12 protein-coding genes, 1 tRNA gene and 1 pseudogene are annotated in these 23,600 nt (G+C 71.1%); 1 reads left to right on the top strand and 13 read right to left on the bottom strand.

What is annotated here, in order from left to right; genetic code table 11:
* Nucleotides 1-16: 16 nt before the first annotated feature.
* A complete protein-coding gene (locus ACWDEW_RS14400; protein ID WP_450512754.1) occupies nt 17-3,028 on the bottom strand; it encodes a S53 family peptidase in 3,012 nt (1,003 codons plus the stop codon).
* Between the two features lie 1,164 nt (nt 3,029-4,192).
* On the opposite strand from ACWDEW_RS14400, the pseudogene ACWDEW_RS14395 reads away from it, so the two are divergent.
* Nucleotides 4,193-4,677, top strand: a pseudogene (locus ACWDEW_RS14395) (tyrosine-type recombinase/integrase); the annotation flags it as partial.
* Nucleotides 4,678-4,724: 47 nt separating this feature from the next.
* On the opposite strand, the gene ACWDEW_RS14390 reads toward ACWDEW_RS14395, so the two are convergent.
* The 12 genes from ACWDEW_RS14390 to bldG form a co-directional block, all read right to left on the bottom strand.
* A tRNA-Thr gene (locus ACWDEW_RS14390) sits at nt 4,725-4,798 on the bottom strand.
* A gap of 119 nt (nt 4,799-4,917) precedes the next feature.
* On the bottom strand, nt 4,918-6,531 hold the full coding sequence (locus tag ACWDEW_RS14385; RefSeq protein ID WP_450512752.1) for an alpha/beta hydrolase: 1,614 nt from the start codon (nt 6,529-6,531) through the stop codon (nt 4,918-4,920).
* A 91-nt stretch (nt 6,532-6,622) separates the two neighbouring features.
* Nucleotides 6,623-7,828, bottom strand: a complete 1,206-nt coding sequence (locus ACWDEW_RS14380; RefSeq protein WP_450512750.1) for a DNA polymerase III subunit delta' — start codon at nt 7,826-7,828, stop codon at nt 6,623-6,625.
* 169 nt (nt 7,829-7,997) lie between these two features.
* On the bottom strand, nt 7,998-11,318 hold the full coding sequence (tmk, locus tag ACWDEW_RS14375) for a dTMP kinase (RefSeq protein ID WP_450512748.1): 3,321 nt from the start codon (nt 11,316-11,318) through the stop codon (nt 7,998-8,000).
* Between the two features lie 146 nt (nt 11,319-11,464).
* A complete protein-coding gene (gene topA / locus ACWDEW_RS14370; protein ID WP_450512746.1) occupies nt 11,465-14,302 on the bottom strand; it encodes a type I DNA topoisomerase in 2,838 nt (945 codons plus the stop codon).
* 258 nt (nt 14,303-14,560) lie between these two features.
* A complete protein-coding gene (locus tag ACWDEW_RS14365) occupies nt 14,561-14,758 on the bottom strand; it encodes a hypothetical protein (RefSeq protein WP_450512744.1) in 198 nt (65 codons plus the stop codon).
* A 96-nt stretch (nt 14,759-14,854) separates the two neighbouring features.
* Entirely contained in the window at nt 14,855-17,209 is a 2,355-nt protein-coding gene (locus ACWDEW_RS14360) for a protein kinase domain-containing protein (RefSeq protein ID WP_450512742.1), read from the bottom strand.
* Between the two features lie 258 nt (nt 17,210-17,467).
* On the bottom strand, nt 17,468-18,997 hold the full coding sequence (locus ACWDEW_RS14355) for a DUF7059 domain-containing protein (protein WP_450512740.1): 1,530 nt from the start codon (nt 18,995-18,997) through the stop codon (nt 17,468-17,470).
* Between the two features lie 122 nt (nt 18,998-19,119).
* On the bottom strand, nt 19,120-19,716 hold the full coding sequence (locus ACWDEW_RS14350) for a small secreted protein (protein WP_362982872.1): 597 nt from the start codon (nt 19,714-19,716) through the stop codon (nt 19,120-19,122).
* Nucleotides 19,717-19,935: 219 nt separating this feature from the next.
* The gene (locus ACWDEW_RS14345; RefSeq protein WP_450512739.1) at nt 19,936-22,341 is read right to left on the bottom strand and encodes a sodium-translocating pyrophosphatase; all 2,406 of its coding nucleotides are present in this window, start codon (nt 22,339-22,341) and stop codon (nt 19,936-19,938) included.
* 280 nt (nt 22,342-22,621) lie between these two features.
* Nucleotides 22,622-23,059, bottom strand: coding sequence for an ATP-binding protein (locus ACWDEW_RS14340; RefSeq protein ID WP_450512737.1), 438 nt, complete (start codon nt 23,057-23,059; stop codon nt 22,622-22,624).
* Between the two features lie 119 nt (nt 23,060-23,178).
* Nucleotides 23,179-23,520, bottom strand: a complete 342-nt coding sequence (bldG, locus tag ACWDEW_RS14335) for an anti-sigma factor antagonist BldG (RefSeq protein ID WP_003975386.1) — start codon at nt 23,518-23,520, stop codon at nt 23,179-23,181.
* Nucleotides 23,521-23,600: the final 80 nt, after the last annotated feature.

The raw sequence follows: 23,600 nt of genomic DNA, 5'->3' as shown, positions 1-23,600 counted from the left end.
GTGGCGTCGGAACCCGTCAGCCGATGTAGCCGGCGACGTCCGCGATGACGTTGGTCGTGCTGTTGGTGTAGAAGTCCACCTTGCCGTCTGAGCCGACCGGCGCGATCACCTGGTTGGAGATCGTCTTGCCCTTCACCCAGTTCAGGTTGGAGGCCGTCGGGCGGCTGCCGCCGTCGGCGAAGGCGGTGAGGTAGCCGCTGCCGGTGGTACCGGTGACGGTGACGGTGAGTACGACCGCCTTGACGCCGGCCGGGATGCCGTCGGCGCCGGAGATCTGCAGGGCCAGGGTCTTGCCCGAGCCCAGGGCGGTGGTCGTACGGGTGTCCAGCAGGCGCAGCGGGGTGACCGTGTCGAAGGTCGAGCCGCTGGTGGAGAAGTAGCCGGAGACATCGGCGATGACGTGGCTGGTGCCGTGGACGTAGATGCTGACGTTGCCGTCGCTCGCGATCGGCACGACCACGAGGTTGGGGATGGTGGTCCCGGTGGCCGACCAGTTGACGTTGGAGGCGGTCGGACGGGTGGCGCCTTCGGGGTAGGCCTCCAGGTAGCCGCCGCCGACGGTCTGGGTCGCCGTCAGGTTGAGCACTACGGAGGTGGCGCCGGTCGGTACGCCGCCGTGGCCGCGGACCTTGAGGCTGACCACCGCGTTGGAGATCTTGGTGGTGGTGGAGATGCCGACCTTGGAGCGGGTGTCCAGCAGTCGGGCCGGGGCCAGCGCCGTGTACTTCGAGCCGGTGGTGCCGCTGGTGTAGTAGCCCTGGACATCGGCGATCAGGTGGGTGGTGCTGTTGGTGGAGAGGTCCACCACGCCGTCACCGGCGACCTTGACGGTCGCCGAGGCCGCGACGGTCTGGCTCGCTCCGGTCCAGTTGAGGTTGCTGATCGACGGCTTGGTGGTGCCGTCGGCCCAGGCCGTCACCGAACCGGCGCCGGTGGTGCCGGTGACCGTGAGGTTGAGCACGACACCGGTGACGCCGCTGCTCGGGATCCCGCCGACGCCCTCGACCTTGACCGGAGCGGTACCGCCCGCGACCAGGGGCTTGGTGCTCGGGATGGAACTGAGGCCCCAGCCCGTGCCGTTGCGGGTGTCCAGCAGGCGCTTGGGGCTGCTGAGCGGGTGGAAGGTGGAGGCGCCCGTGGCCGCCGTGCCCTTGGCCGCGCACAGCGCGGTGGTCAGGCCGACCTCCTTGGGCGAGCCCAGACCGGTGACCTCGTCGTAGCCGGCCGCGGACGTGAAGCCGGTGGCGTACGTGGAGTTGTTGCCGGTGGTGACGTCCCAGAAGTTCGTCGGGTAGCTGCTCCGCGCGGCCTTGTAGAGGGCGTTGTTGAGGAAGCCGACCTGGCCGTTCGCCTGGCAGGCGGTGCCGGCGTTGGCCTGGACGATCGCGGCGGCCCAGGTCGGGGCCGCGCCGCTGGTGCCGCCGATGATGGCGGGGAGGGGGCTGGAGGACTGGCTGTTGTCCTGGAGGTAGATCGGGTAGCCGTTGTGCGGGTCCGCCAGGGCGGAGACGTCCGGAACGGCACGCTTGGCGGTGGTGGCGACACCGCCCTGGTAGACGACGGGAGCCCAGCGCGAGGAGACGCCGCCACCGGTACCGCCGGTGTCGTTGTTCCACGTCGTCTGGGTCGCGCTGCTGCCCGAACCGGTCATGGTCGTACCGCCGACGCCGGTGACGTAGGGCTGGCTCGCGGGGTCGTCGACGGCCTTGGCGGTGGAGCCGGTGGCGCGGTAGCAGTCGCTGGAGCCGTCGTCGCCCGAGGCGGCGACCACGCTCTGGCCCTGCGCTGCGGCCTCCGCGAAGACGGTGTTCTCGGCGTTCGCGGTCGCGCTGCTCTCGACCGCCTCGCACTCACCCCAACTGGTGGAGATGACCTGCGCCTGGTCGTCGGTGACCATCCGCTGGTAGACGTCGAGCACGTTCTGGTCGGTCGCGGACGCGGCGTCCGGGCCCTGGTAGTCGATGATGCTCGCGCCGGGCACCAGACCGATCAGGTCGTCGATGTCGAGCGCGGACTCCACGCCGACCGATCCGTCGGTGGCCGGTGCGCCGGCCCCCGCCGTCGTATCGACGTACACGGTGGAGACCGAGGTGCTGGTGCCGACGCAGGACTGGTACGCGGCGATACTGCCGGCGTCGACGTTCTCCAGCTCGAACACGGCCACGGTCTGCCCCGCACCCACGGTGGCGGAGCTGGTCATCCCGTAGGTCCCGGCCAGCTTGCCCGGGCTGTAGTAGTCGGTGCCGTCGGCGAGACCCGAGCCGGTGAAGTCGGCGCAGAGCGCCGGGCTGTACGCGGTCGCCGCGCGCGAGCTGCGTCCGGAGACGGTGGCGGAGGCGGAGGCGGAGCTGGTCCTGCCCGCGCGACGCGCCGCAGTGTGATGACTGGTGACGGTGCTGACGCTGCTCAGGCCGACGACCCCGGTCACCGACGCCGCTACATCTGCGGGCAGGGAGGGGGCCGACGTGTTGAGGTAGTCGGTGGTGCCGTCCTTGAGCCGGACGTTCCGGAAGCCGGTGGCGAAGGCGTGGGATGCCTGTGCGGCGGTGGCGGTGACCGGTATGGACAGACCGTCCGGGCTGACCTTGCCGGGAGCGAGACCGGCCGCCTTCAACGCCCGTGAGACCCCGGCGATGGTGGCCCGCGTGGGACCGAAGACCGAGGCGAACTGCCCCTTGGCCAGGTAGTGGTGGTACTGGGCGTTCCCCGGTGTGGACACCGCGGTGACGAAGTCCGCCAGCGCCTGCGGGTCACGGGGGGCCAGGTTCACACTGAGGTGCAGCGTGGTTCCCGACGCGGTCGCGCCGGTCACCGTCGCACCCGCCGGGACGTGCGGAGCGGTCCCTATTCGCTTGGGTGCGCCCGATCCGGGCGTTCCCGTTTGGGCGACCGCGCCGTTGGCGGTCGCGGTGACGACGGTGAGGGCGACGGCAGCGGTGGACGCCGCCATGATCACCCTGGCCCGTCTGCCGGTCCTGACTGCCGCAGGTCCGGGACGTCCCGGCGCGGCGTGGGCCTTCTTGGCCATGCAGAAATCTCCTAGAAAACTGACGCACCATCACACCTGTGGTCGTGACGATGGCCGAAGCGTCACTCGGGCCGACGGGTGCATCCGTGTCACCAGGAGCGCAGGCGCTATCCCCCTTAACCGAAGTGTGCGCATTTCTTATCAGGACTGGTCAGTTGCTGTCTCTGTTCACCCGGAAACCATGAGCGGATCTTTACGCCACCGCCGCAGGGCGAGTGCGTACGCCACGTCGTCGAGCACCGTCCGCGCTCCCCGACCTCGTGCCGAACCGCCGGACGAGCAGCGGTCCAGGCGGCGGCAACCGTGGCGAGTCGGCCGACAGCAGGAAACAGGCGCCGAGGGCCAGTTACGGGACGCCAAATACGGAACTCCAGATACGGAACGCCAGTTGCGCGACGCCGCTTTGCGCGACCGAGGCGAGCCTCAAGCACCATGTACGCAAAGGGGCCCGATGGCGTCCCGCCAGGTGGTGCCAGGTGCCGCCAGGTGGTGCAGGGGATCAGAGCACCGGAATCCGCAGGCCGGGGACGGTCGTTGCGGTGGTTGCACCCGATCGGTTGTCCAACTCGCTCTATTGGGACGGCTCGGTCGGCAAAGCCGCCCCCAACACACACGAACAACCGCGACTTCTCGTCTCGGTCGCTTTCCGGGTTCGCCGGCGCCATGTCGCACCCGCAGGGGATCAGCGCCCTGTCCCACATGCCGCGTCGATGGCAACCGGACTCGATGAGCAGTGCGTGCCCACCACCCCATGACAGGGCCGCGCAGTTCGAGGGCGAACGCCAGTCGGCTCGCCACAACGGCGGTGCAACTGCGAACAGCCAGAGGTTGTTGCGAGCGTTCACATCCTCGGGGCCCCGCGGAAAGCAGACATCGGCGGCGCGGCCGAAATCGCGCCCATCTTCAACTGCGAACAGACTCCGGTACAGCGATTGCAGAAGCTCACAGGCACAGCGTTCGAACTTCGCCGCGTGGACAGCCTGTTCGCCCAACGCCCAACGCCCGGCGTGCGCGGGCCGCGAGGGACGCCGCTCCCGCACCGCAGCATCTGCTCCTTCGATGCCCTTACCCCGACCGGATACTGCGTGCACTCACGACCGATCATCGCCAGGACCCGATCCGGCAGCCAGGAAATAACCAGGCCAGAGCGCTAGGCCGCACCCCGTACCGATCCCGCCCGCCGTCGTCCCCTACCTGATCGCGCACAAGGCGCAGCAGGACGAACTATGGACGGCGAACGGCGAACGGCGAACGGCGAACTCTGGCAGGAACACCACGCCATGTTCACCTGACCCGACGGCCGCCCCATCGACCCCCGCGCCGACTGGGAGGAGTTCAAGGAACTGCTCGACGAGGCGGGCATCACAGACCGTCGCCTCTACGACGGGAGCCGCCACACGGCCGGCACGATCCTGAACGAACTCGGGGTCGACATGCTCACGATCATGGAGATCCTCCGGCACACCCAGATCAGCCACACCTGCCGCTACGTCAAGGGCCGCTCGCACCTCTCGAAGGACGCCATGCACCGCAGGGGAGACAAGTTCCTGCCCGCCCCGAAAGTTGCCCCCGCACCCGCAACTGAGACTAAAACTGAGACTGGGGACCGCCGCGCAGCCCGCGCTCAGCGCCGCCGGCGCATCCGGTAAAAGCAAAAGCCCCAGGTCACGGCGAGTGAGTCCTGAGGCTTCCACAGAGCCGCCTTCGGGATTCGAACCCGAGACCTACGCATTACGAGTGCGTTGCTCTGGCCATCTGAGCTAAGGCGGCGCGCTGTCCGCACCATGGTGCGATCAGCAACGTCGGAAAGTCTACACAGTTTCCTGGGGTGCTCCGTACACCCCCGGACCGCACCCCCGGCCGCACCTCAGCCGGCAGCCGCGCCGCCCCTACGAGCAGCGCTTTCCCTGTGCCGGCGGGGTCCCGCGGAGCAGATACGTGTCGATCGCGGAGTCGATGCACGTGCTGCCGCGGCCGTAGGCGGTGTGGCCGTCCCCGACGTAGGTGAGGAGGCGGGCCGAGGTGAGCTGGCGGGCCAGGGACTGGGCCCAGCGGTACGGGGTCGCCGGGTCGCGGGTCGTGCCGACGACCACGATCGGGGCGGCGCCCTTCGCCTCGATGCGGTGGGGTTCGCCCGTGGCCCTGACCGGCCAGTACGCGCAGTTCAGGGAGGCCCAGGCGAGGCCGTCGCCGAAGACGGGGGACGCCTTCTCGAAGGCGGGGAGCGCCTGCTCGACCTGGTCGGTGGTGGAGAACGCGGCCGGGAGGTCGAGGCAGTTCACGGCGGCGTTGGCGAACATCAGGTTGGAGTAGCGGCCGTCGGCGTCGCGCTCGTAGTAGCTGTCGGAGAGGACGAGCAGGCCCGCGCCGTCGTTCTCCTTCATCGCCGACGTCAGCGCCTCGCGCAGCTGCGGCCAGGCCGCCTCGTCGTACATCGCCGCGATCACGCCGGTGGTGGCGAGCGCCTCGCCGAGCTTGCGGCCGTCCACGTCGCCGGTGGGGATGGGGTGTGCGTCGAGCTTCTTGAAAAAGGCCTTGAGGTTCATGCCGACCTTGGCTGGTGTCGTGCCCTTGGCGCCGAGCGGGCAGTCCGGCTGCCGTACGCAGTCCTTCGCGAAGGACTGGAACGCCGTCTCGAAGCCCGCAGTCTGGTCGAGGTTCATACGGCGCGCGGGGAGGGAGGGGTCCATCGCACCGTCCAGGACCACGCGGCCGACCCGGTCGGGGAACAGTCCCGCGTACGTCGCCCCGAGGAACGTCCCGTACGACGCCCCCACGTACGTCAGTTTCCGGTCCCCCAGTACCGCCCGCAGGATGTCCATGTCCCGGGCCGCCTCGACCGTCGAGACATGGCGCAGTACGTCGGGCGAGTGGGCGCCGCAGCCCTCCGCGAACTTCTTGTACTCGTCGACGAGCCGGGTGGTCTCCCGCTTGTCGTCGGGGGTGGTGTCGGTCTGGGTGAACGTGTCCATGGCCCGCCCACCGAGGCACTCGACGGGCTCGCTGCGGGCGACGCCCCGGGGGTCCATCGCGACCATGTCGTAGCGGGCGCGGACCGTGGCCGGGTAGCCGATCCCCGCGTACTGCTGCAGATAGCCGACAGCCGAACCGCCCGGCCCTCCGGGGTTCACCATCAGCGAACCGAGCGGCTTGCCCTTGCCCGTGGCCTTCTTGCGGGCGACCGCGAGCCGGATGTCCCCGCCAGTGGGCTTGGCGTAGTCCAGCGGCGCCTTCATCGTGGCGCACTCGAAGCCGGGGACACCGCAGGTGCGCCAGCTGAGCTTCTGCCCGTAGTACCGCGCGAGCGTGGACGGCGTCGACTGCGGCAGCGCGGCCAGCACCACGGCCGCGGCCGGACTCGCCGCCGTCGTCGAACTCCCCGAGGAGCACGCGGACGCCGACACGAGGAGCGCGGCCACGGCGAGCAGCGCGCCGCCGGTCCGACGGCTTCGGCGGGCCCGACCGGGCCGGCTGGGTTGGCGAAGGGAGCGCCTGATGTGCATCAGGCGATCGTAACGTTGCGCAACCAATGGAACGCCCTGTGTACACAATCCACCTCGGACGAGTTACGTCGTCAACGTCACGCCCACAAGATCAGCCCGCTCTGAGCGCCAGGGTCATCGCCTCCACCGCGAGCAGCGGCGCCACATTCCGGTCGAGCGCCTCTCTGCACGCGCCGATCGCGTCGATACGGCGCAGCGTGGACTCCGGGGAACCGGCGCGGGCCAGCCGCTCCAGGGCGTCCTCGGCGTCCATGTTGGCGATCGCCACCCGCGAGCCGAGCTGGAGGGCGAGGACGTCACGGTAGAACGCGGTGAGGTCGGTCAGCGCGAGGTCGAGGCTGTCGCGCTGTGTACGCGTTCGCCGGCGCTTCTGCTTGTCCTCCAGGTCCTTCATCACACCCGCCGTGCCCCGGGGCATCCGGCTGCCCTGGCCGCCGCCCATCGCCGCCTTCATCTCCTCGGTCTCCTTGCCGTCCACCTCCTCGGCCAGCTGCTTGGCGTCCTCCGCGGCGGCGTCTACCAGCTCCTGGGCGGCCTTCAGGCAACCGCCCACGTCTTCGACACGCAGCGGCAGCTTCAGCACAGTGGCCCGGCGCTCGCGAGCGGCCGGGTCCGTGGCCAGGCGGCGGGCCCGGTCGACATGGCCCTGGGTGGCGCGCGCGGCGGCCGCGGCCACGGCCGGTTCGATGCCCTCCCGGCGGACGAGCATGTCGGCGACGGCGTCCACCGAGGGCGTCGTCAGGTTCAGGTGGCGGCAGCGGGAGCGGATCGTGGGCAGGACGTCCTCGATCGAGGGGGCGCAGAGGAGCCAGACCGTGCGGGGGGCGGGTTCCTCCACGGCCTTGAGGACGGCGTTGGCCGACTTCTCGTTCAGCCGCTCGGCGTCCTCGACGAGGATGATCTGCCAGCGGCCGGTCGCCGGCGAGGTGAAGGACTTGCGGACCGTGTCCCGCATGTCGTCGGCGAGGATCTGGGTGCCCACGGCGGCGACCGTGGTGACGTCGGCGTGGGTGCCGATCAGCGCCGTATGACAGCCGTCGCAGAAGCCGCAGCCGGGGCTGCCGCCGAGCGCGCGGTCGGGGCTCACGCACTGGAGTGCGGCGGCGAAGGCCCGCGCCGCCTGGTTGCGTCCCGCGCCGGGCGGGCCCGTGAACAGCCAGGCATGCGTCATCTTCGACGCCTCCGGCGGGGGCGTGCCGTTGGTCGCCGCGGTGACGAAGGCGTCGGCGTCCCGGGCGGCGGCGTCGAGCTGCTCGCTCACCTTCTCCTGGCCCACCAGGTCATCCCACACGGTCATGGGTCACCGGCCCTTTCGTCGCGCTTCGGGGTACGCGATCCATTGTGCGGGCCGCCACTGACAACGCGGGCCGCGACTGACAGCGAGGGCTATCGCTGACAGCGGAGGCCGGGGCAGTCGACGAGAGCCGCGGGGGCGGCAGCACGGAGCCGCCGCCGCCCCGCCGTCGTCAGCCCCTGCGCCCCCGGCCGCGGCCCCGCCCACGGCCCGTGTCGTCGTCCTGGTCGAAGTCGCCGGCCTCGTGCGGGCCGAGCAGTTCGTCGGCCAGTGAGGGGAGGTCGTCCAGCGGAGTCTCCTCGGCCCAGTCGGGGCGCGGCCGACGTCGGGGTGCGCCCTGCTCGTCGACCTGGGGCAGTTCGCGGGTGCGGTCCTCGGTCCGGTCGGACCTACCGGCCGGACGCTCGTCGCGGAAGAAGCCCTCGGGCACCCGGTCCGACGGATCGTCGTCGCGGACCGGCGGCAGCACCGCGGTCTCGTCCGCGGCACCGACCGGCGGCAGTACGGCTGTCTCGTCGGCGGCACCGGACGGCACGGGCGGCAGTACGGCCGTCTCCTCCGCCGCGGACACCGGCGGCAGGACCGCCGTCTCGTCCGCGGCCCCCTCGGGAGCGGGCGGCTGGGGCAGCTCGGCCGTCGCCTCGGAGTCGCGCGCCTCGGTGTCCGCGGACACCGACCGCAGTACGGCCGTCTCGTCCCGGGAACCGGAACCGGAACCGGAGTCCACCGGCCGCAGCACGGCCGTGTCGTCCGCCGATCGCCCACCGGTACCCGCGCTGGCGCCCGGCGGCTTCACCAACGGCGTCTGCACGGTCGACGCCTCGGACCTGGCCTCCGGAGCGGCGGGAACCTCCGGAACCGTCGGCTGCCGTACGGCCACCTCGGCGGCGGCCGCCGCCTCCGCCGCCAGACGGCGTGCCTCCTCGGCAGCGAGCAGTGCGGCCTCGGCCTTGCGCTGCTTCTCGCGGCGCCTCTCCTCGGCCTCGGCGCGCAGCCGGGCCTCCTCCTCGGCCTGCTGGCGCAGTCGGTCGGCCTCGGCCCTGCGGCGGGCCTCCTCGGCGGCGCGGGCCTCTTCCTCGGCGAGGAGGCGGGCCTTCTCCTCCTCGGCGCGCCTGCGCGCTTCCTCCGCGCGCTGGCGTGCCTCTTCGGCCTGGCGCTCGGCCTCGCGGCGCTGGGCCTCCTCCAGCTCGCGCCGCTTGCGCTCCTCCTCCTCGGCGCGCAGCTGGGCGAGCCGCTCCTGGCGCTCGCGCTCCAGGCGCTCCTCCTCGGCCTTGCGGGCGGCCTCTTCCTCGGCCTTGCGGCGGGCCTCCTCCTCGGCGGCCTTGCGCGCTTCCTCCTGGGCCTTGATCTCGGCCTCGGAGAGCGGCAGGACCGTGTCGAGGCGGTGCCTGATCACGGTGGTGACGGCCTCGGGCTCCTGGCCGGCGTCGACCACCAGGTAGCGGCCGGGGTCGGCGGCTGCCAGCGTGAGGAAACCGGACCGTACGCGCGCGTGGAACTCGGCGGGCTCCGACTCCAGCCGGTCCGGCGCCTCGGTGAACCGCTCGCGGGCGGTCTCCGGGTCCACGTCCAGCAGGACGGTCATGTGCGGGACGAGTCCGTCGGTGGCCCAGCGGTTGATGCGGGCGATCTCCGTCGGGGAGAGGTCCCGGCCGGCGCCCTGGTAGGCGACGGACGAGTCGATGTAGCGGTCGGAGATGACGACCGCGCCGCGCTCCAGGGCGGGCCGTACGACGGTGTCGACGTGCTCCGCGCGGTCGGCGGCGTACAGCAGGGCCTCCGCGCGGTGGGACAGTCCCGCCGACGACACGTCGAGCAGGATCGACCGCAGCCGCTTGCCGACCGGGGTCGCCCCGGGCTCGCGGGTCAGCACGACCTCGTGGCCCTTGCCCCTTATCCACTCGGCGAGGGCCTCGGCCTGGGTGGACTTCCCGGCGCCGTCGCCGCCTTCCAGGGCGATGAAGAAGCCGGTGCTCGCGGGCACGGTGTCGGGGTCGTCGCCGCCGAGCAGCGCGTCCCGCAGGTCGTGCCGCAGCGGTACTCCGGAGCGGTCGTCGACCTTGGCCAGCACCAGGGCGGCGACGGGCAGCAGCAGTGCGCCGACCAGCATCAGCGTGAACGCGGCACCGCCGTGCGCGAACACGAACTTGCCGTTCTCCAGGCGGTGCGGGCCGATCAGCGCCGCCACCAGGGGGGCGATCAGCGCGCCGAGCGCCACGGAGACCCGTACGACCGCGTGCAGGTGCTCGGTCGTGCGAGCCCTGCGGTAGTCCTCCGCCTCCTGGTCGAGGAGGGTGTGCCCGGTGTTGGCGGCCACGCCGGCGCCGATGCCGGCCAGGGCGACGATCAGCAGCAGGGTGGTGAGGTCCGGGACCAGGCCCGCGGCGAGGAGCGCGATGCCGGTGAAGGCGATCGCGAGCGTCAGCAGGCGGCGCCGGGACAGCGTGGGCAGCAGGGCGGGCGCCGTACGGATGCCGACCACGACCCCGCCGGTCAGCCCGAGCACAAGCAGCCCGAAGGTCACCGGGCCGCCATGGAGGTCCTTGGCCTGGAGCACGGACACGGCGACGGCGGCGGAGATCGCCCCGGCGACGGCCGCGCAGGCGACCACGAGCAGCGCGATCGCGCCCGTACGGCCCTTGTCGATGCCGTTGCCCGTCCTGGGGCGGCGCAGTCCCTCGAGCGGCGACCGCGCGCGCGGGGTGCGGGTACCGGGTACTTCCAGGGCGGTCAGCACCGAGAGGGACGCGGCGAACAGTCCGGCGGCGACGTACGAACCGAGTGCCGCCTGGTGCTGGGCGAACCAGGCGACGCCCGTGCCCAGCAGGTTGTTGAGCAGCGCGGCCACGACGAGGACCGCGGCGGCGATCGGGATCGCCACGAAGCTCGTGCGCAGCGACAGCCGTCGCAGGGCGTCCATGTGGTCGGGCAGCGGCCGGACGGTGGCGCCCTCCAGGGGCGGGGCCGGCAGCAGGGCGGGCGCCGCGCTCTCGCGGCACACCGTCCAGAAGCGCTCGGCGACTCCGACGACGAAGGCGGTCACCAGGAGCACGGCCAGTGCGTTGTCCGGAGTCCAGTCGATCCACAGCGGGGCGACGATCAGCAGCGCGGCCCGCAGACCGTCCGCGCCGACCATGGTCCAGCGCCGGTCGAGGGGGCCGTCCTGGGAGGTGAGCGAGGTGAGCGGGCCGAGGAGCACCGCCCCGAAGAGCAGTGTCGCCAGGATGCGCGCCCCGAAGACGGCCGCCACCGCGAACGCCACACCCCGATAGCCGCCGCCGAACGAGCCCTGGGCGATCGCCGATTGGAGGGCGAGCACGACCAGGACCAGCAGGGCGAGGGTGTCGCCGACCCCCGTCACGAACTGCGCGCTCCACAACCGCTTGAGCTGCGGCTGGCGCAGCAGGGCGCGGACGGCACGCTCGCGGGAGTCCGCGACAAGGGCGTCGTCGGGGGCCGGCTGGTGGGCCGTTGGCTGCTCGGCTGGCGTCATGCTTTCAGCCTATCGGCAGCCACCGACAACAAGCCGCGCCCGCCCGGACCTGCGCACACCCCGACACCAAAGTGATGCCGGGGCGTGCGTTTCGAGACCTTGCGGTGCAGGAAGCGTGCGCGCCCCAAGCCCCGGGCAACGGCTCGTCAGTCCTCGGACGTCACCTTGGAGGTGGCCGTCTTCTTAGCCGTCGCCGTCTTCGCCGCCGTGGTCGTCTTCTTGGCGGCCGTGGTCGTCTTGGCGACGGCCTTCTTGGCGGTGGTCGTCTTCTTCGCGGGCGCCTTCTTGGCCGCCGTCTTCTTCGCCGGGGCCTTCTTCGCCGTCTTCTTGGCGGGCGACTTGGCCCGCTTCTCGGCGAGCAGCTCGTAGCCGCGCTCCGGGGTGATCTCCTCGACGCTGTCGCCGGACCGGAGGGTCGCGTTGGTCTCGCCGTCGGTGACGTACGGCCCGAAGCGGCCGTCCTTGACGACGACGGGCTTCTCGCTGACCGGGTCCACGCCCAGTTCCTTCAGCGGCGGCTTGGCGGCGGCCCGGCCGCGCTGCTTGGGCTGGGAGTAGATCTCCAGCGCCTCTTCGAGGGTGATCGTGAAGAGCTGGTCCTCGGTCTGCAGCGAGCGGGAGTCCGTGCCCTTCTTCAGGTACGGCCCGTAGCGCCCGTTCTGCGCGGTGATCTCCACGCCCTCGGCGTCCTTGCCGACGACGCGCGGCAGCGACATCAGCTTGAGGGCCTCGGCGAGCGTCACCGTGTCGGGGGTCATCGACTTGAACAGCGAGGCCGTACGCGGCTTGACGGCGTTCTTGCCGGTCTTCGGGGTGCCCTCGGGGAGCACCTCGGTGACGTACGGGCCGTAGCGGCCGTCGCGGGCGATGATCTGGTGGCCCGACTCGGGGTCGGCGCCCAGCTCGAAGTCGCCGCTCGGCTTGGCGAGCAGTTCCTCGGCGTACTCAACGCTCAGCTCGTCCGGGGCCAGGTCCTCGGGGACGTCGGCGCGCTGGTGGTTCTCGGAGTCCTTCTCGCCGCGCTCCACGTAGGGGCCGTAGCGGCCGACGCGCAGCATGATGTCGTTGCCGACCGGGAAGGACGACACCTCACGGGCGTCGATCGCGCCCAGGTCGGTGACGAGTTCCTTGAGGCCGCCCAGGTGGTCGCCGTCGCCGTTGCCGGCCTCGGCGGCGCCCGTCGCCTCGCCCTCGCCGAAGTAGAAGCGCCGCAGCCACGGCACGGCCTGTGCCTCGCCGCTGGCGATGCGGTCGAGGTCGTCCTCCATCTTGGCGGTGAAGCTGTAGTCGACGAGCCGCCCGAAGTGCTTCTCCAGAAGGTTGACCACGGCGAAGGACAGGAAGGACGGGACGAGTGCCGTGCCCTTCTTGAAGACGTAGCCGCGGTCGAGGATGGTGCCGATGATCGACGCGTACGTCGACGGGCGGCCGATCTCTCGCTCTTCGAGCTCCTTGACGAGGCTGGCCTCGGTGTAGCGGGCCGGGGGCTTGGTGGCGTGCCCGTCGACCGTGAGTTCCTCGGCGCTGAGCGCGTCGCCCTCGGCGACCTGGGGCAGCCGGCGCTCGCGGTCGTCCAGCTCGGCGTTGGGGTCGTCGGCGCCCTCGACGTAGGCCTTCAGGAAGCCGTGGAAGGTGATCGTCTTGCCGGAGGCGCTGAACTCGGCGTCCCGGCCGTCGGAGGAGGTGCCCGCGATCTTCACGGTGACGGAGTTGCCGACCGCGTCCTTCATCTGGGAGGCGACGGTCCGCTTCCAGATCAGCTCGTAGAGCTTGAACTGGTCGCCGGTCAGACCGGTCTCGGCCGGGGTGCGGAAACGATCACCCGAGGGGCGGATCGCCTCGTGCGCCTCCTGGGCGTTCTTGACCTTCCCGGCGTACACGCGCGGCTGGGCCGGCAGGTAGTCGGCGCCGTACAGCTGCGTCACCTGGGCGCGGGCGGCGGTGATCGCCGTCTCGCTCAGGGTCGTGGAGTCCGTACGCATGTAGGTGATGTAGCCGTTCTCGTACAACTTCTGCGCGACCTGCATGGTGGCCTTCGCGCCGAAGCCGAGCTTGCGGCTGGCCTCCTGCTGGAGCGTCGTCGTACGGAAGGGGGCGTACGGCGAACGTCGGTACGGCTTCGACTCGACGGAGCGGACGGCGAAGTCGGTGTTCTCCAGGGCGGCGGCGAGGGCGCGGGCGTTCGCCTCGTCGAGGTGGAGAGTGTTCTCGCTCTTGAGCTGTCCCAGGGAGTCGAAGTCACGGCCCTGCGCGACCCGCCTGCCGTCGACGGCCTGGAGGCGGGCGACAAGGGACGACGGGTCGCTCGCGTCACCGGCCCGGCCGGTCGCGAAGGTGCCCGTCAGGTCCCAGTACTCGGCCGAACGGAAGGCGATGCGCTCGCGTTCCCGCTCGACCACGAGCCGGGTCGCGACGGACTGGACCCGGCCGGCCGACAGGCGCGGCATGACCTTCTTCCACAGGACCGGCGAGACCTCGTAGCCGTAGAGGCGGTCGAGGATGCGGCGGGTCTCCTGGGCGTCGACCAGCGGCTGGTTGAGGTCGCGCGGGTTGGCCACGGCGGCGCGGATCGCGTCCTTGGTGATCTCGTGGAACACCATGCGCTTGACCGGGACCTTGGGCTTCAGGACCTCCATGAGGTGCCACGCGATGGCCTCGCCCTCGCGGTCCTCATCGGTGGCGAGGAAGAGTTCGTCGGAGTCCTTGAGCAGGTCCTTGAGCTTCTTGACCTGGGCCCGCTTGTCGGCGTTGACCACATAGATCGGCGCGAAGTCGTGGTCGACGTCCACGCCGAGGCGGCGCACCTCGCCGGTGTACTTCTCGGGCACCTCGGCGGCGCCGTTGGGGAGGTCACGGATGTGCCCGACGCTCGCCTCGACGACATATCCGGGGCCGAGGTAGCCCTTGATCGTCTTCGCCTTGGCAGGGGACTCGACAATGACGAGTCGGCGGCCGCCGTGTGCGGTCTCGCTGGTCGGGGACAACTTCGCTCTTCTCTCCGGTCGACGCTGGGGCCTCCCCTGGGGCAAGCGGGGCCGCTTGGTCCCGGGGTCGGGTCATGGTGACGCTGCGGAGTGTGACGGTACATCCCGCCCCCGTGTCAAACGGGAAAAGCCCGCAACGGCCACTCGAACGGTAACCCGACTACCGCCATTCCTGCCGCCCGGAGTCCCCACCGGCCTTTTCGGAGCGATCCGGAGGGTGATCCCCCGGTTACCCGCGCCCCGGCCCGGCCGCGGTGCTCAGACGTGCAGGAAGCACCAGGTTCCGAGGAGGAGCGCGGCGATCGCGACGACGCTCGCGAGGGTCGCCGATGCGACCTGGCTCACACCCTCGGCGACGGGTTCGCGGTGCCGCACCCTGACCGCGGTCCACAGCAGCAGCGCGCCTCCGAACAGGGCGAACACCACCCCCGCGAAGATCGCCGGCCCGCTCTCCATACGCGTCCCCTCCCGACCCGGATACCCCGGTCCGGGAGGCTGGCAGCCGTGGGCGACGGGCGGGCCAACCCCCGGTGAATTCGCGGCGCACGGCCCTCAGGCGGCCGTGCCCGAGGACGATATCGCCCCGGTCGTCCGGGAGTGGTCCGTCTGGCCCACCGTGCACACGACCGAGTTGAATCCGGCCTTCCAGTTGCTCTCGTCGGACAGATACCCGTAGACGGAGCGGTCGCTTCCGGGCGCCCAAGTCGACTCGAACTTGTTGCCGCACAGCTTGTTCCCCTGCTGCAGCGCCTCCTGGAACGCCATGGTCTTCGGAGCCGTCACAAAACCGATCACCTGGTCGGTGTGTTCGTCGGCGCAGTCGGCCAGGGTCGCGGTGAAGTACGTCTTGTGGTCGACGTACAGCCAGCAGTCGCCGACGCTCATCTCGGTGGTCCACACGTTCGACCCGGTGTCACGGAAGCGCCCTATCTCGCCGCCTATCGGCACATGACGGCCGAGTACAAGACACGCCGTACCGCCGCCGGCCGCCCCGAAGCCCGCCTGTGTCGGCGTCAGGGCGTAGACGTCCGCGTCGGCCAGGGAGTCGGCCGCCGCCTTCGCCTTGCCCGCGCACCGCTCGGCCCCGTGGTCGCGGGCGTCGGCGAAGTCGCTCGCCGTGTCGACCGCCATCACCTGGCCGTCCGGCACGTCGTGCGCGCAGCTCACGACCCCGAGGTTGGGCCGCGACCGGAACGCCGTCCCGGTCCACACCGCGTGCACGCAATCGCCGGTCTGCAGCGCCTTCTTGAGCCCGACCTCCTGGCCGTACGGATACTCGGAACCGGTCGCCGACGCCGACACGGACGGGGACGGGGACGCCTTCTTCGTCGCCGCGGTGTCCTTGCCGCCGGTCAGGTTGGTCACCGCCCACACCCCACCGGCGACCACCAGCGCGACGGCCGCCACGAGGGCGACGACCACCGCGACCGGCTTGCGACGCCGGCCCCCACCGGGTGGCCCGCCGCCGACTCCCGGACCGCCGGGATACGTCGGCCCCTGACCGCCCGCGTACGGCGGCGGGACCGCGCCCCCCTGATAGGGCTCCTGCCGGGCACCGGGATAGGCCCCCTGGTAGGACATCGTGGGGCTGTTCGCGTACGGGTTCCACTGGCCGTACGACCCGCCCGAACCGGCCTGCCCCTGCGGGCCGTACGGCGACGCGGGGCCGCCGCCCGGGGTGTTCGGCGTGTTGGGGGTGGGCGGTGCGCCGGGAGCCTGCGGGGCGCCCGGGGTGTTGGGGGTGCCCGGAGTGGGCCGGCCCGCGGGCGTGAAGCCCCCGAGGGCGGCCGCGGACCGGTCACCGTACGGCGATGGGCTCTGGTGGGTGGCCCCCGAGCCACCCGGCGTTCCGGGGCCGTAGGGACCGCCGCCCACGGCGTATCCGGGCGGCCCGCCCCGGACTTGGCCCGGAGGTCCGGCGGGGACCTGTCCCGGGGGCCCGAAGTCGGCGTTGCCCGGCGGCCGTTCGGGGGTGGACCAGCCGACCGGTGCCGGGCCGAAACCCTCCGGTACCGGCGTGTGCCCCGGTACCGGACCGGCCGACAGCGCGACCCGCTCCAGACCGTGTGCCGCCGTCTCCGGTGTCGACCTCAGCACCGGGTCCTTGACCAGCAACCCCTGGAGTACGGGCGCCAGTTCGCCCGCGCGGACGGCGGGCGTGGGCTCCTCGCCGAGCAGGGCCGTGAGGGTCGCGTAGTCGCCGTGGCGGTCGAAGGGGCCGCGGCCCTCGACGGCGGCGTACAGCGTGGCGCCCAGGGAGAACAGGTCGGCGGCCGGGGTGGGCGGCTCACCGCGGGCCCGCTCGGGAGCGAGATAGCCGGGTGTGCCGAGGATGCCGGCGGTGGCGGTGAGCCGGGGTTCGCGGGACTCGGGCTGGAGCGCGATGCCGTAGTCGGTGAGCAGCACGCGCGCGTACGGATCGCCCGAAGCGTTCGGCGCCAGAAGGATGTTGGCCGGTTTCACGTCCCGGTGCAGGATGCCGATGCGGTGCCCGGCGGTGAGCGCGTCGAGGACGGCGAGGCCGATGCGGGCGACCTGTGCGGGCGGCAGCGGGCCGGAGCGCCGGACGACCGCCTGGAGGTCGACGCCGTCGGGGACGTACTCCATGACGATCCAGGGCAGGCCCTCGTGGATCACCACGTCGTGCACCGTCGCCACATGCGGGTGGCCGCGCAGCCGGGCGGCGTGCCGGGCCTCGCTGCGTGCCCGCGCGATGCGGTGCGCGGGCTCGCTCGCGTCCCTTGGGACGTCCGGCAGCGAGATCTCCTTGATGGCGACCTCGCAGGCCAACTCCTCGTCGTACGCGAGCCATACGCGGCCCATGCCGCCCGCGCCGAGCGTGCGCAGCAGGCGGTAGCGCCCGTTGACGATCCTGCCCTCACCCTGCTCCGGCGTATCCCCGGCCATCACGCCTCCCCCGAGACGGCGCGCCTCCCCCGAGGACGCGTGGAACCTGTCTCCGAAGGTAGCCTCGCACCCGCCACTGACAAGAGGGCCTTTCCGTACCAATCCCACCGATCCCGCCGGGCGGGGACACAGGCGGCCCAGTGGTGCGGACAGGCCTCAGGCGTGACGGGCGCGGGCGCGGCGCGAGGCGGGAAAATCGGCGGAACGCGAGGCGGGACGACCGGCGAACGGGCCGTCGTGGGCGGTCGGTCGGCAGGCTCAGTCGACTGGCTCCAGGAAGCCCTGCTCCACCAGCAGCCGGATCTGCGCCGGCGTCCGGTCGCGGAGCAGCACCGGGTCCTCGCCCACGAGTTGGGCGATCGCGTCCAGGATGCGGCCCGCGCTCAGGCTGCCGTCGCAGACGCCGGCGAAGCCCGCGCCGACCGTGTCGACCTTGGTCGCCCGGCGCATGCCGCGGTGCTGGCGCAGCACGACGTGCTCGGGGTCCTCGGCGCCGGGCAGCCCGACCTGTTCCTGGATGACCTCGGCGGCGAGCCTGAAGTGGGCGGCGAGCAGGGCCGCGTCGTCGAGGGCGCGCAGCCGGTCGACGCGGTCGAAGTGCGCGCGCACGGTGTCGCCGAGCGGCTGCTCGACCGAATGCGGCCACTCCTCGACGGTGATCGAGGGTGCGTCAGAACCCGTCCTGCGCAGCGTGATCCAGCCGAAGCCGACGCCCTTGACCTTGCGCGCCTCGAACTCGTCGAGCCACGCGTCGTAGAACGCCTCGTACGCGGCCGGGTCGCCCCGGTGGTCGCCGGCGTCCCTGAGCCACAACTCGGCGTACTGCGTGACGTCCTGGACCTCGCGCTGCACGATCCACGCGTCGCAGCCGCGCGGCACCCATGACCTGAGCCGGTCCTGCCAGTCCTCCCCCTCCACGTGCTGCCAGTTGGCGAGGAACTGCGCGAATCCGCCCTCGCGCAGCCGGTCCCCCGCCTGCTGAACGAGCGACCGGCACAGATCGTCCCCGCCCATCCCGCCGTCGCGGTAGGTCAGTCGGGCGCCCGGCGAGATCACGAAGGGCGGGTTCGAGACGATCAGGTCGTACGTCTCGTCGTCGCGGACCGGGTCGAAGAGGGAGCCCTCACGGAGGTCGGCCGCCGGTGCTCCGGAGAGCGCCAGGGTGAGCGCGGTGATGTGCAGGGCGCGCGGGTTGACGTCGGTGGCCGTCACGCGCGTGGCGTGCTGTGCCGCGTGCAGCGCCTGGATGCCGGAACCGGTGCCGAGGTCGAGGGCGGCGGCCACCGGCGTCCGTACGGTGATGCCGGCGAGGGTCGTGGACGCGCCGCCCACCCCGAGGACGACGCCTTCCTCCCGGCTGCCGATGCCGCCGGCCCCGCCGACGGCGCAGCCCAGGTCGGAGACGATGAACCAGTCCTCGCCGCCGGGCCCGCCGTAGGGCCGTACGTCCACGGTCGCGGCGACCTCGTCGCCGCCCACGGACGTCAGCCAGCCGCTCTCCACGCACGCGGCGACGGGAAGGACGTCCCGCACGCGTGCGTGCGGGACGGGCTGCTGGAGCAGGAACAGGCGGACCAGGGTCTCCAGCGGGGTGTCGCCCCGGGTCGCGCGGAGGGCCGGCACGGTCTCGCTGCGGGCCAGCGCCGCGTACGCGGGGGCGCCGAGCAGGTCGAGCAGTCCGTCGGCGGTGAAGGAGGCGCCGAGCAGGGCGTCCCGGAGCCGGGCGGCGACCTCCGGGCGGTCGGTTGCGGGCAGCGTGGGCAGGGTGGAGTTACTCACGCCCCCCATTGTGGCCGCTCCGGCCGACAACGTGCCCGCGCGTGCGAAGACCCCGGCACGCACGCGTACCGGGGCATCTTTCAGACACTGAAAGATCGCTGCCTACAGGAGGCGCTTTTCGCCGGGCGAGGTCATGCGGTCCCGGACGAGGCCGAGGCGGACGCCGACTTGCAGGCCTCCTGCTTGGTCATGGCCTTGCCGACATCGCCCTCTTCGAGGGTCTTCAGGGCGTCGTTGCCGCTGCTGCTGAGCTTGTCCAGCGAGGTCGCGATGCCCTTGAGGCCGTCCGCGAACTTCGCCTGGTCCTTGACGTCGAGCCCGTCGACCTGCTTCTTCAGGGCGGCGTACGACGCGGAGATGTCGTTGAGCTCCTTGACGGCGTTCTGCTGCTTCGTCGCGCCGTTGTCGACGTCCGGCGCCCCGGCGCTGTTCACGGCGGCCCCGATCGCCTTGTAGGCGTCGGACATGTCCTGGAAGGCCTGCGAGTCGGTCTGCCGGACCTGCGCCGGGGTGCTGTTGTCCGAGGTCTCCTTCTGGATCGCCGTGTTGGCGGCCTCGATCTTCTTCGCCTGCGGCTGCACGGCGAGGCAGACCTGCTTGGCCCAGGAGCCCAGCTTGGCGTCCGTGTCGTCGCCGCTGCCGCCGCATCCCGACAGCGCCAGTACCAGTACCGCACCGCCGGACAGTGCGGCCGCGAGCTTCTTGTTCACCGGATTGGTCCCTTCCATGGCTCTCGGCCCCGGAACATACACGCCGCACAGGCCGCACCCACGAGCCGAAGGACCGATAGGAATCCTTTTGGGACCATTTGCACCAAGCGAGAGAAGGCTCACGGCGAGGGACTGAACACACACAGAACGGGCGGGCGGCGCCCACAACTCGCGCCGCCCGCCCGCCTGTTGATCGGGACCTCGCAAGACCCCCCGAACCGGGCCCGGCAGGACCGCCTACGAAACCACCGCGGGGTCCGCCTTCTTCGCCACCCGTCCGGCGTCGTCCTCGTCCCCCACGGCGATCCCGCGCCGCTTGGAGATGTACACCGCGACGACGATCACCAGGAACGCGAGCACCGCGATCGCGATGCGCACCCCGATGTTCTTGTCGGCGCCGTAGCTGAACTTGATGACCGCGGGCGCGATGAGCAGCGCGACGAGGTTCATCACCTTCAGCAGCGGGTTGATGGCCGGACCGGCGGTGTCCTTGAACGGGTCGCCGACCGTGTCGCCGATCACCGTGGCGGCATGGGCCTCGCTGCCCTTGCCGCCGTGGTTGCCGTCCTCGACGAGTTTCTTCGCGTTGTCCCAGGCACCGCCCGAGTTCGCGAGGAAGACCGCCATCAGCGTGCCGGTGCCGATCGCGCCCGCGAGGAACGAGCCGAGCGCGCCGACCCCGAGCGTGAACCCGACCGCGATCGGGGTCAGCACGGCGAGCAGCCCTGGCGTGGCCAGTTCGCGCAGCGCGTCCTTGGTGCAGATGTCGACGACGCGCCCGTACTCCGGTGTCTCGCTGTAGTCCATGATCCCGGGGTGCTCGCGGAACTGCCGCCGCACCTCGTAGACCACGGCCCCCGCGGACCGCGAGACCGCGTTGATCGCGAGCCCCGAGAAGAGGAAGACGACCGCGGCGCCGACGATGAGCCCCACCAGGTTGTTGGGCTGGGAGATGTCCATCATGAGGTTGAGCGGCGCGCCCGCTCCGGAGACCTTCTCGCCGACGTCGTGGGCGCCGGTGACGATCGCGTCCCGGTACGACCCGAAGAGCGCCGACGCCGCCAGGACGGCGGTGGCGATGGCGATGCCCTTCGTGATGGCCTTGGTGGTGTTGCCCACCGCGTCCAGGTTGGTGAGCACCTGCGCGCCCGCGCCCTCGACGTCGCCGGACATCTCCGCGATGCCCTGCGCGTTGTCGGAGACCGGCCCGAAGGTGTCCATGGCGACGATCACACCGACCGTGGTGAGCAGACCGGTGCCGGCCAGCGCCACCGCGAACAGCGCCAGCATGATCGAGGCGCCACCCAGCAGGAACGCGCCGTAGACCGCGAGACCGATCAACAGGGCGGTGTAGACGGCCGATTCGAGGCCCAGCGAGATGCCCGCGAGGATGACGGTGGCCGGACCGGTGAGCGAGGTCTTGCCGATGTCCATCACGGGACGGCGGTTCGTCTCCGTGAAGTAGCCGGTCAGCTGCTGGATCAGCGCGGCGAGCACGATGCCGATGGCCACGGCGACGAGCGCGAGGATCCGCGGATCGCCGTCCTTGACCTTGATCGCCGCGTCGGTGACGCCGTCGAGGTCGGCGTACTTCGACGGCAGGTAGACGAAGACCGCGACCGCCACCAGCACGAGCGAGATCACCGCGGAGATGAAGAAACCCCGGTTGATCGCGGACATGCCGCTGCGGTCGGACCGGCGTGGCGCCACCGCGAAGATGCCGATCATGGCGGTGATCACACCGATCGCCGGCACGAGCAGTGGGAAGGCGAGCCCGGAGTCGCCGAAGGCCGCCTTGCCGAGGATCAGCGCGGCGACGAGCGTCACGGCGTACGACTCGAAGAGGTCGGCCGCCATGCCCGCGCAGTCGCCGACGTTGTCGCCCACGTTGTCGGCGATGGTTGCGGCGTTGCGCGGGTCGTCCTCCGGAATGCCCTTCTCGACCTTGCCGACCAGGTCGGCGCCGACGTCGGCCGCCTTGGTGAAGATGCCGCCGCCGACACGCATGAACATGGCGATGAGGGCGGCGCCGAGGCCGAATCCCTCCAGCACCTTCGGCGCGTCGGCCGCGTACACCAGCACCACGCAGGAGGCGCCGAGCAGACCGAGCCCCACCGTGAACATGCCGACGACGCCGCCCGTGCGGAAAGCGATCTTCATTGCTTTGTGCGAGACGGCGGTGAGATCCTTTTCCGGCTCACCCTCCGCCGGGGTCGCTTCCCGGGCCGCCGCGGCGACACGGACATTACTGCGCACGGCGAGCCACATACCGGTATATCCGGTGGTCGCCGAGAACGCCGCACCGATCAGGAAGAAGATCGATCGTCCGGCGCGCTGATTCCAGTCGTCCGCGGGCAGCAGCAGAAGCAGGAAGAAAACGATCACGGCGAATACGCCGACCGTGCGCAACTGCCGTCCCAGATAGGCGTTCGCGCCTTCCTGGACCGCTGCCGCGATCTTCTTCATGCTGTCGGTGCCCTCACCGGCCGCGAGTACCTGGCGGACCAGGATGCCCGCGACCACGAGCGCTGCGAGTGCCACGACGGCGATCACCATCACGAGGATGCGGTTGTCGTGGGTCAGGACTGCGGCTGCGAAGGTTGTGGGGTGGTCCAACTGCTGAGGGGTAGAAAGCCCCGCCATTCGTCCTCCTTGACGCCTGTGCTGAGCTCAAGAGATGTGGACGGATTGTAGGTACCGGAACCTGATCAAAACAGTGCGCGGCAAACGGAATTGGCCTTCGCATAGTAATGCCTTAAAAGCATTGACGCTTGATCAAATTGTCGGTGGATTGATCGTGAATGAATTCACGAAAACGCTGTCGTGATCACTGTACGGCTGCCACCCGGGGCCGGACATGCCGAAGGGCCCTACTCAGTAGGGCCCTTCGGGGTAATGATATTGAGGCGGAACGGCTCAGAACTCAGGAGAGCGGCGCGGCCGGCGGTGTGGTCGGCCAGGTCATACGGATCGAACCGCCGTGCTCTCCCGCGGTGACCTCGACGTCGTCGACGAGCCCGCTGATGACAGCGAGACCCATCTCGTCCTCCTCGGTCTCCGCGTCCGTATCGTCGCCCAGGGACCCGGGCGCCTTGTCGCCGGGAGCCGAGCGTGGCGCCTCGTCGCCGACCTCGATGGAGAACTGCTTCTCCTCCTCGATCAGCAGCACCTTCACCGGAGAGGTGATGCCGCCGCTCTGGTGCAGCCCGACGGCACGGGTGCAGGCCTCACCGACGGCGAGTCTCACCTCGTCGAGTACGGCCTCGTCCACTCCGGCCCTGCGCGCCACCGCTGCCGCCACCAGTCGGGCGGTCCTGACGTGCTCGGGCAGCGCGCTGAAGCGGAGTTCAACGGTGGCCATGCATCCCCCTCGGGACTACGGGCGTGCTGTCGGAGGGCCGGGCTGCCGAAAGCCCGGTCCACCGGTCGTCTATACGGCCGAATCGGGGAGCGGTCGCTGGCCGCTCCCTGAACGGTCGGTCAGTCGGTGGCCGCCACCGCTTCCTCGACCGAGGTGTGAATCGGGAACACCTTGGTGAGGCCGGTGATACGGAAGATCTTCAGAATGCGCTCCTGGTTGCAGACCAGGCGCAGCGAGCCCTCGTGGGCGCGCACCCGCTTCAGGCCGCCGACCAGCACACCGAGCCCGGTGGAGTCGAGAAAGTCGACGCCCTCCATGTCGACGACGAGGTGGAAACTCCCGTCGTTCACCAGCTCGACCAGCTGTTCGCGCAACTTGGGCGCGGTATATACGTCGATTTCTCCACCGACCTCGACGACCGTACGATCGCCGACGGTACGGGTCGACAGGGACAGGTCCACGGATCCTCCAGCACCTTGCTATCGAGCGGTCATCCCATGGGACACCTCGGCAGAGCCCCCAGGACGGTTCGCCAGCCGCG

This window comes from Streptomyces sp. NPDC001100 (assembly GCF_053598575.1).
Note: the sequence above shows the minus strand (reverse complement) of the source record. Positions and strands in the feature narration are given on the sequence as shown.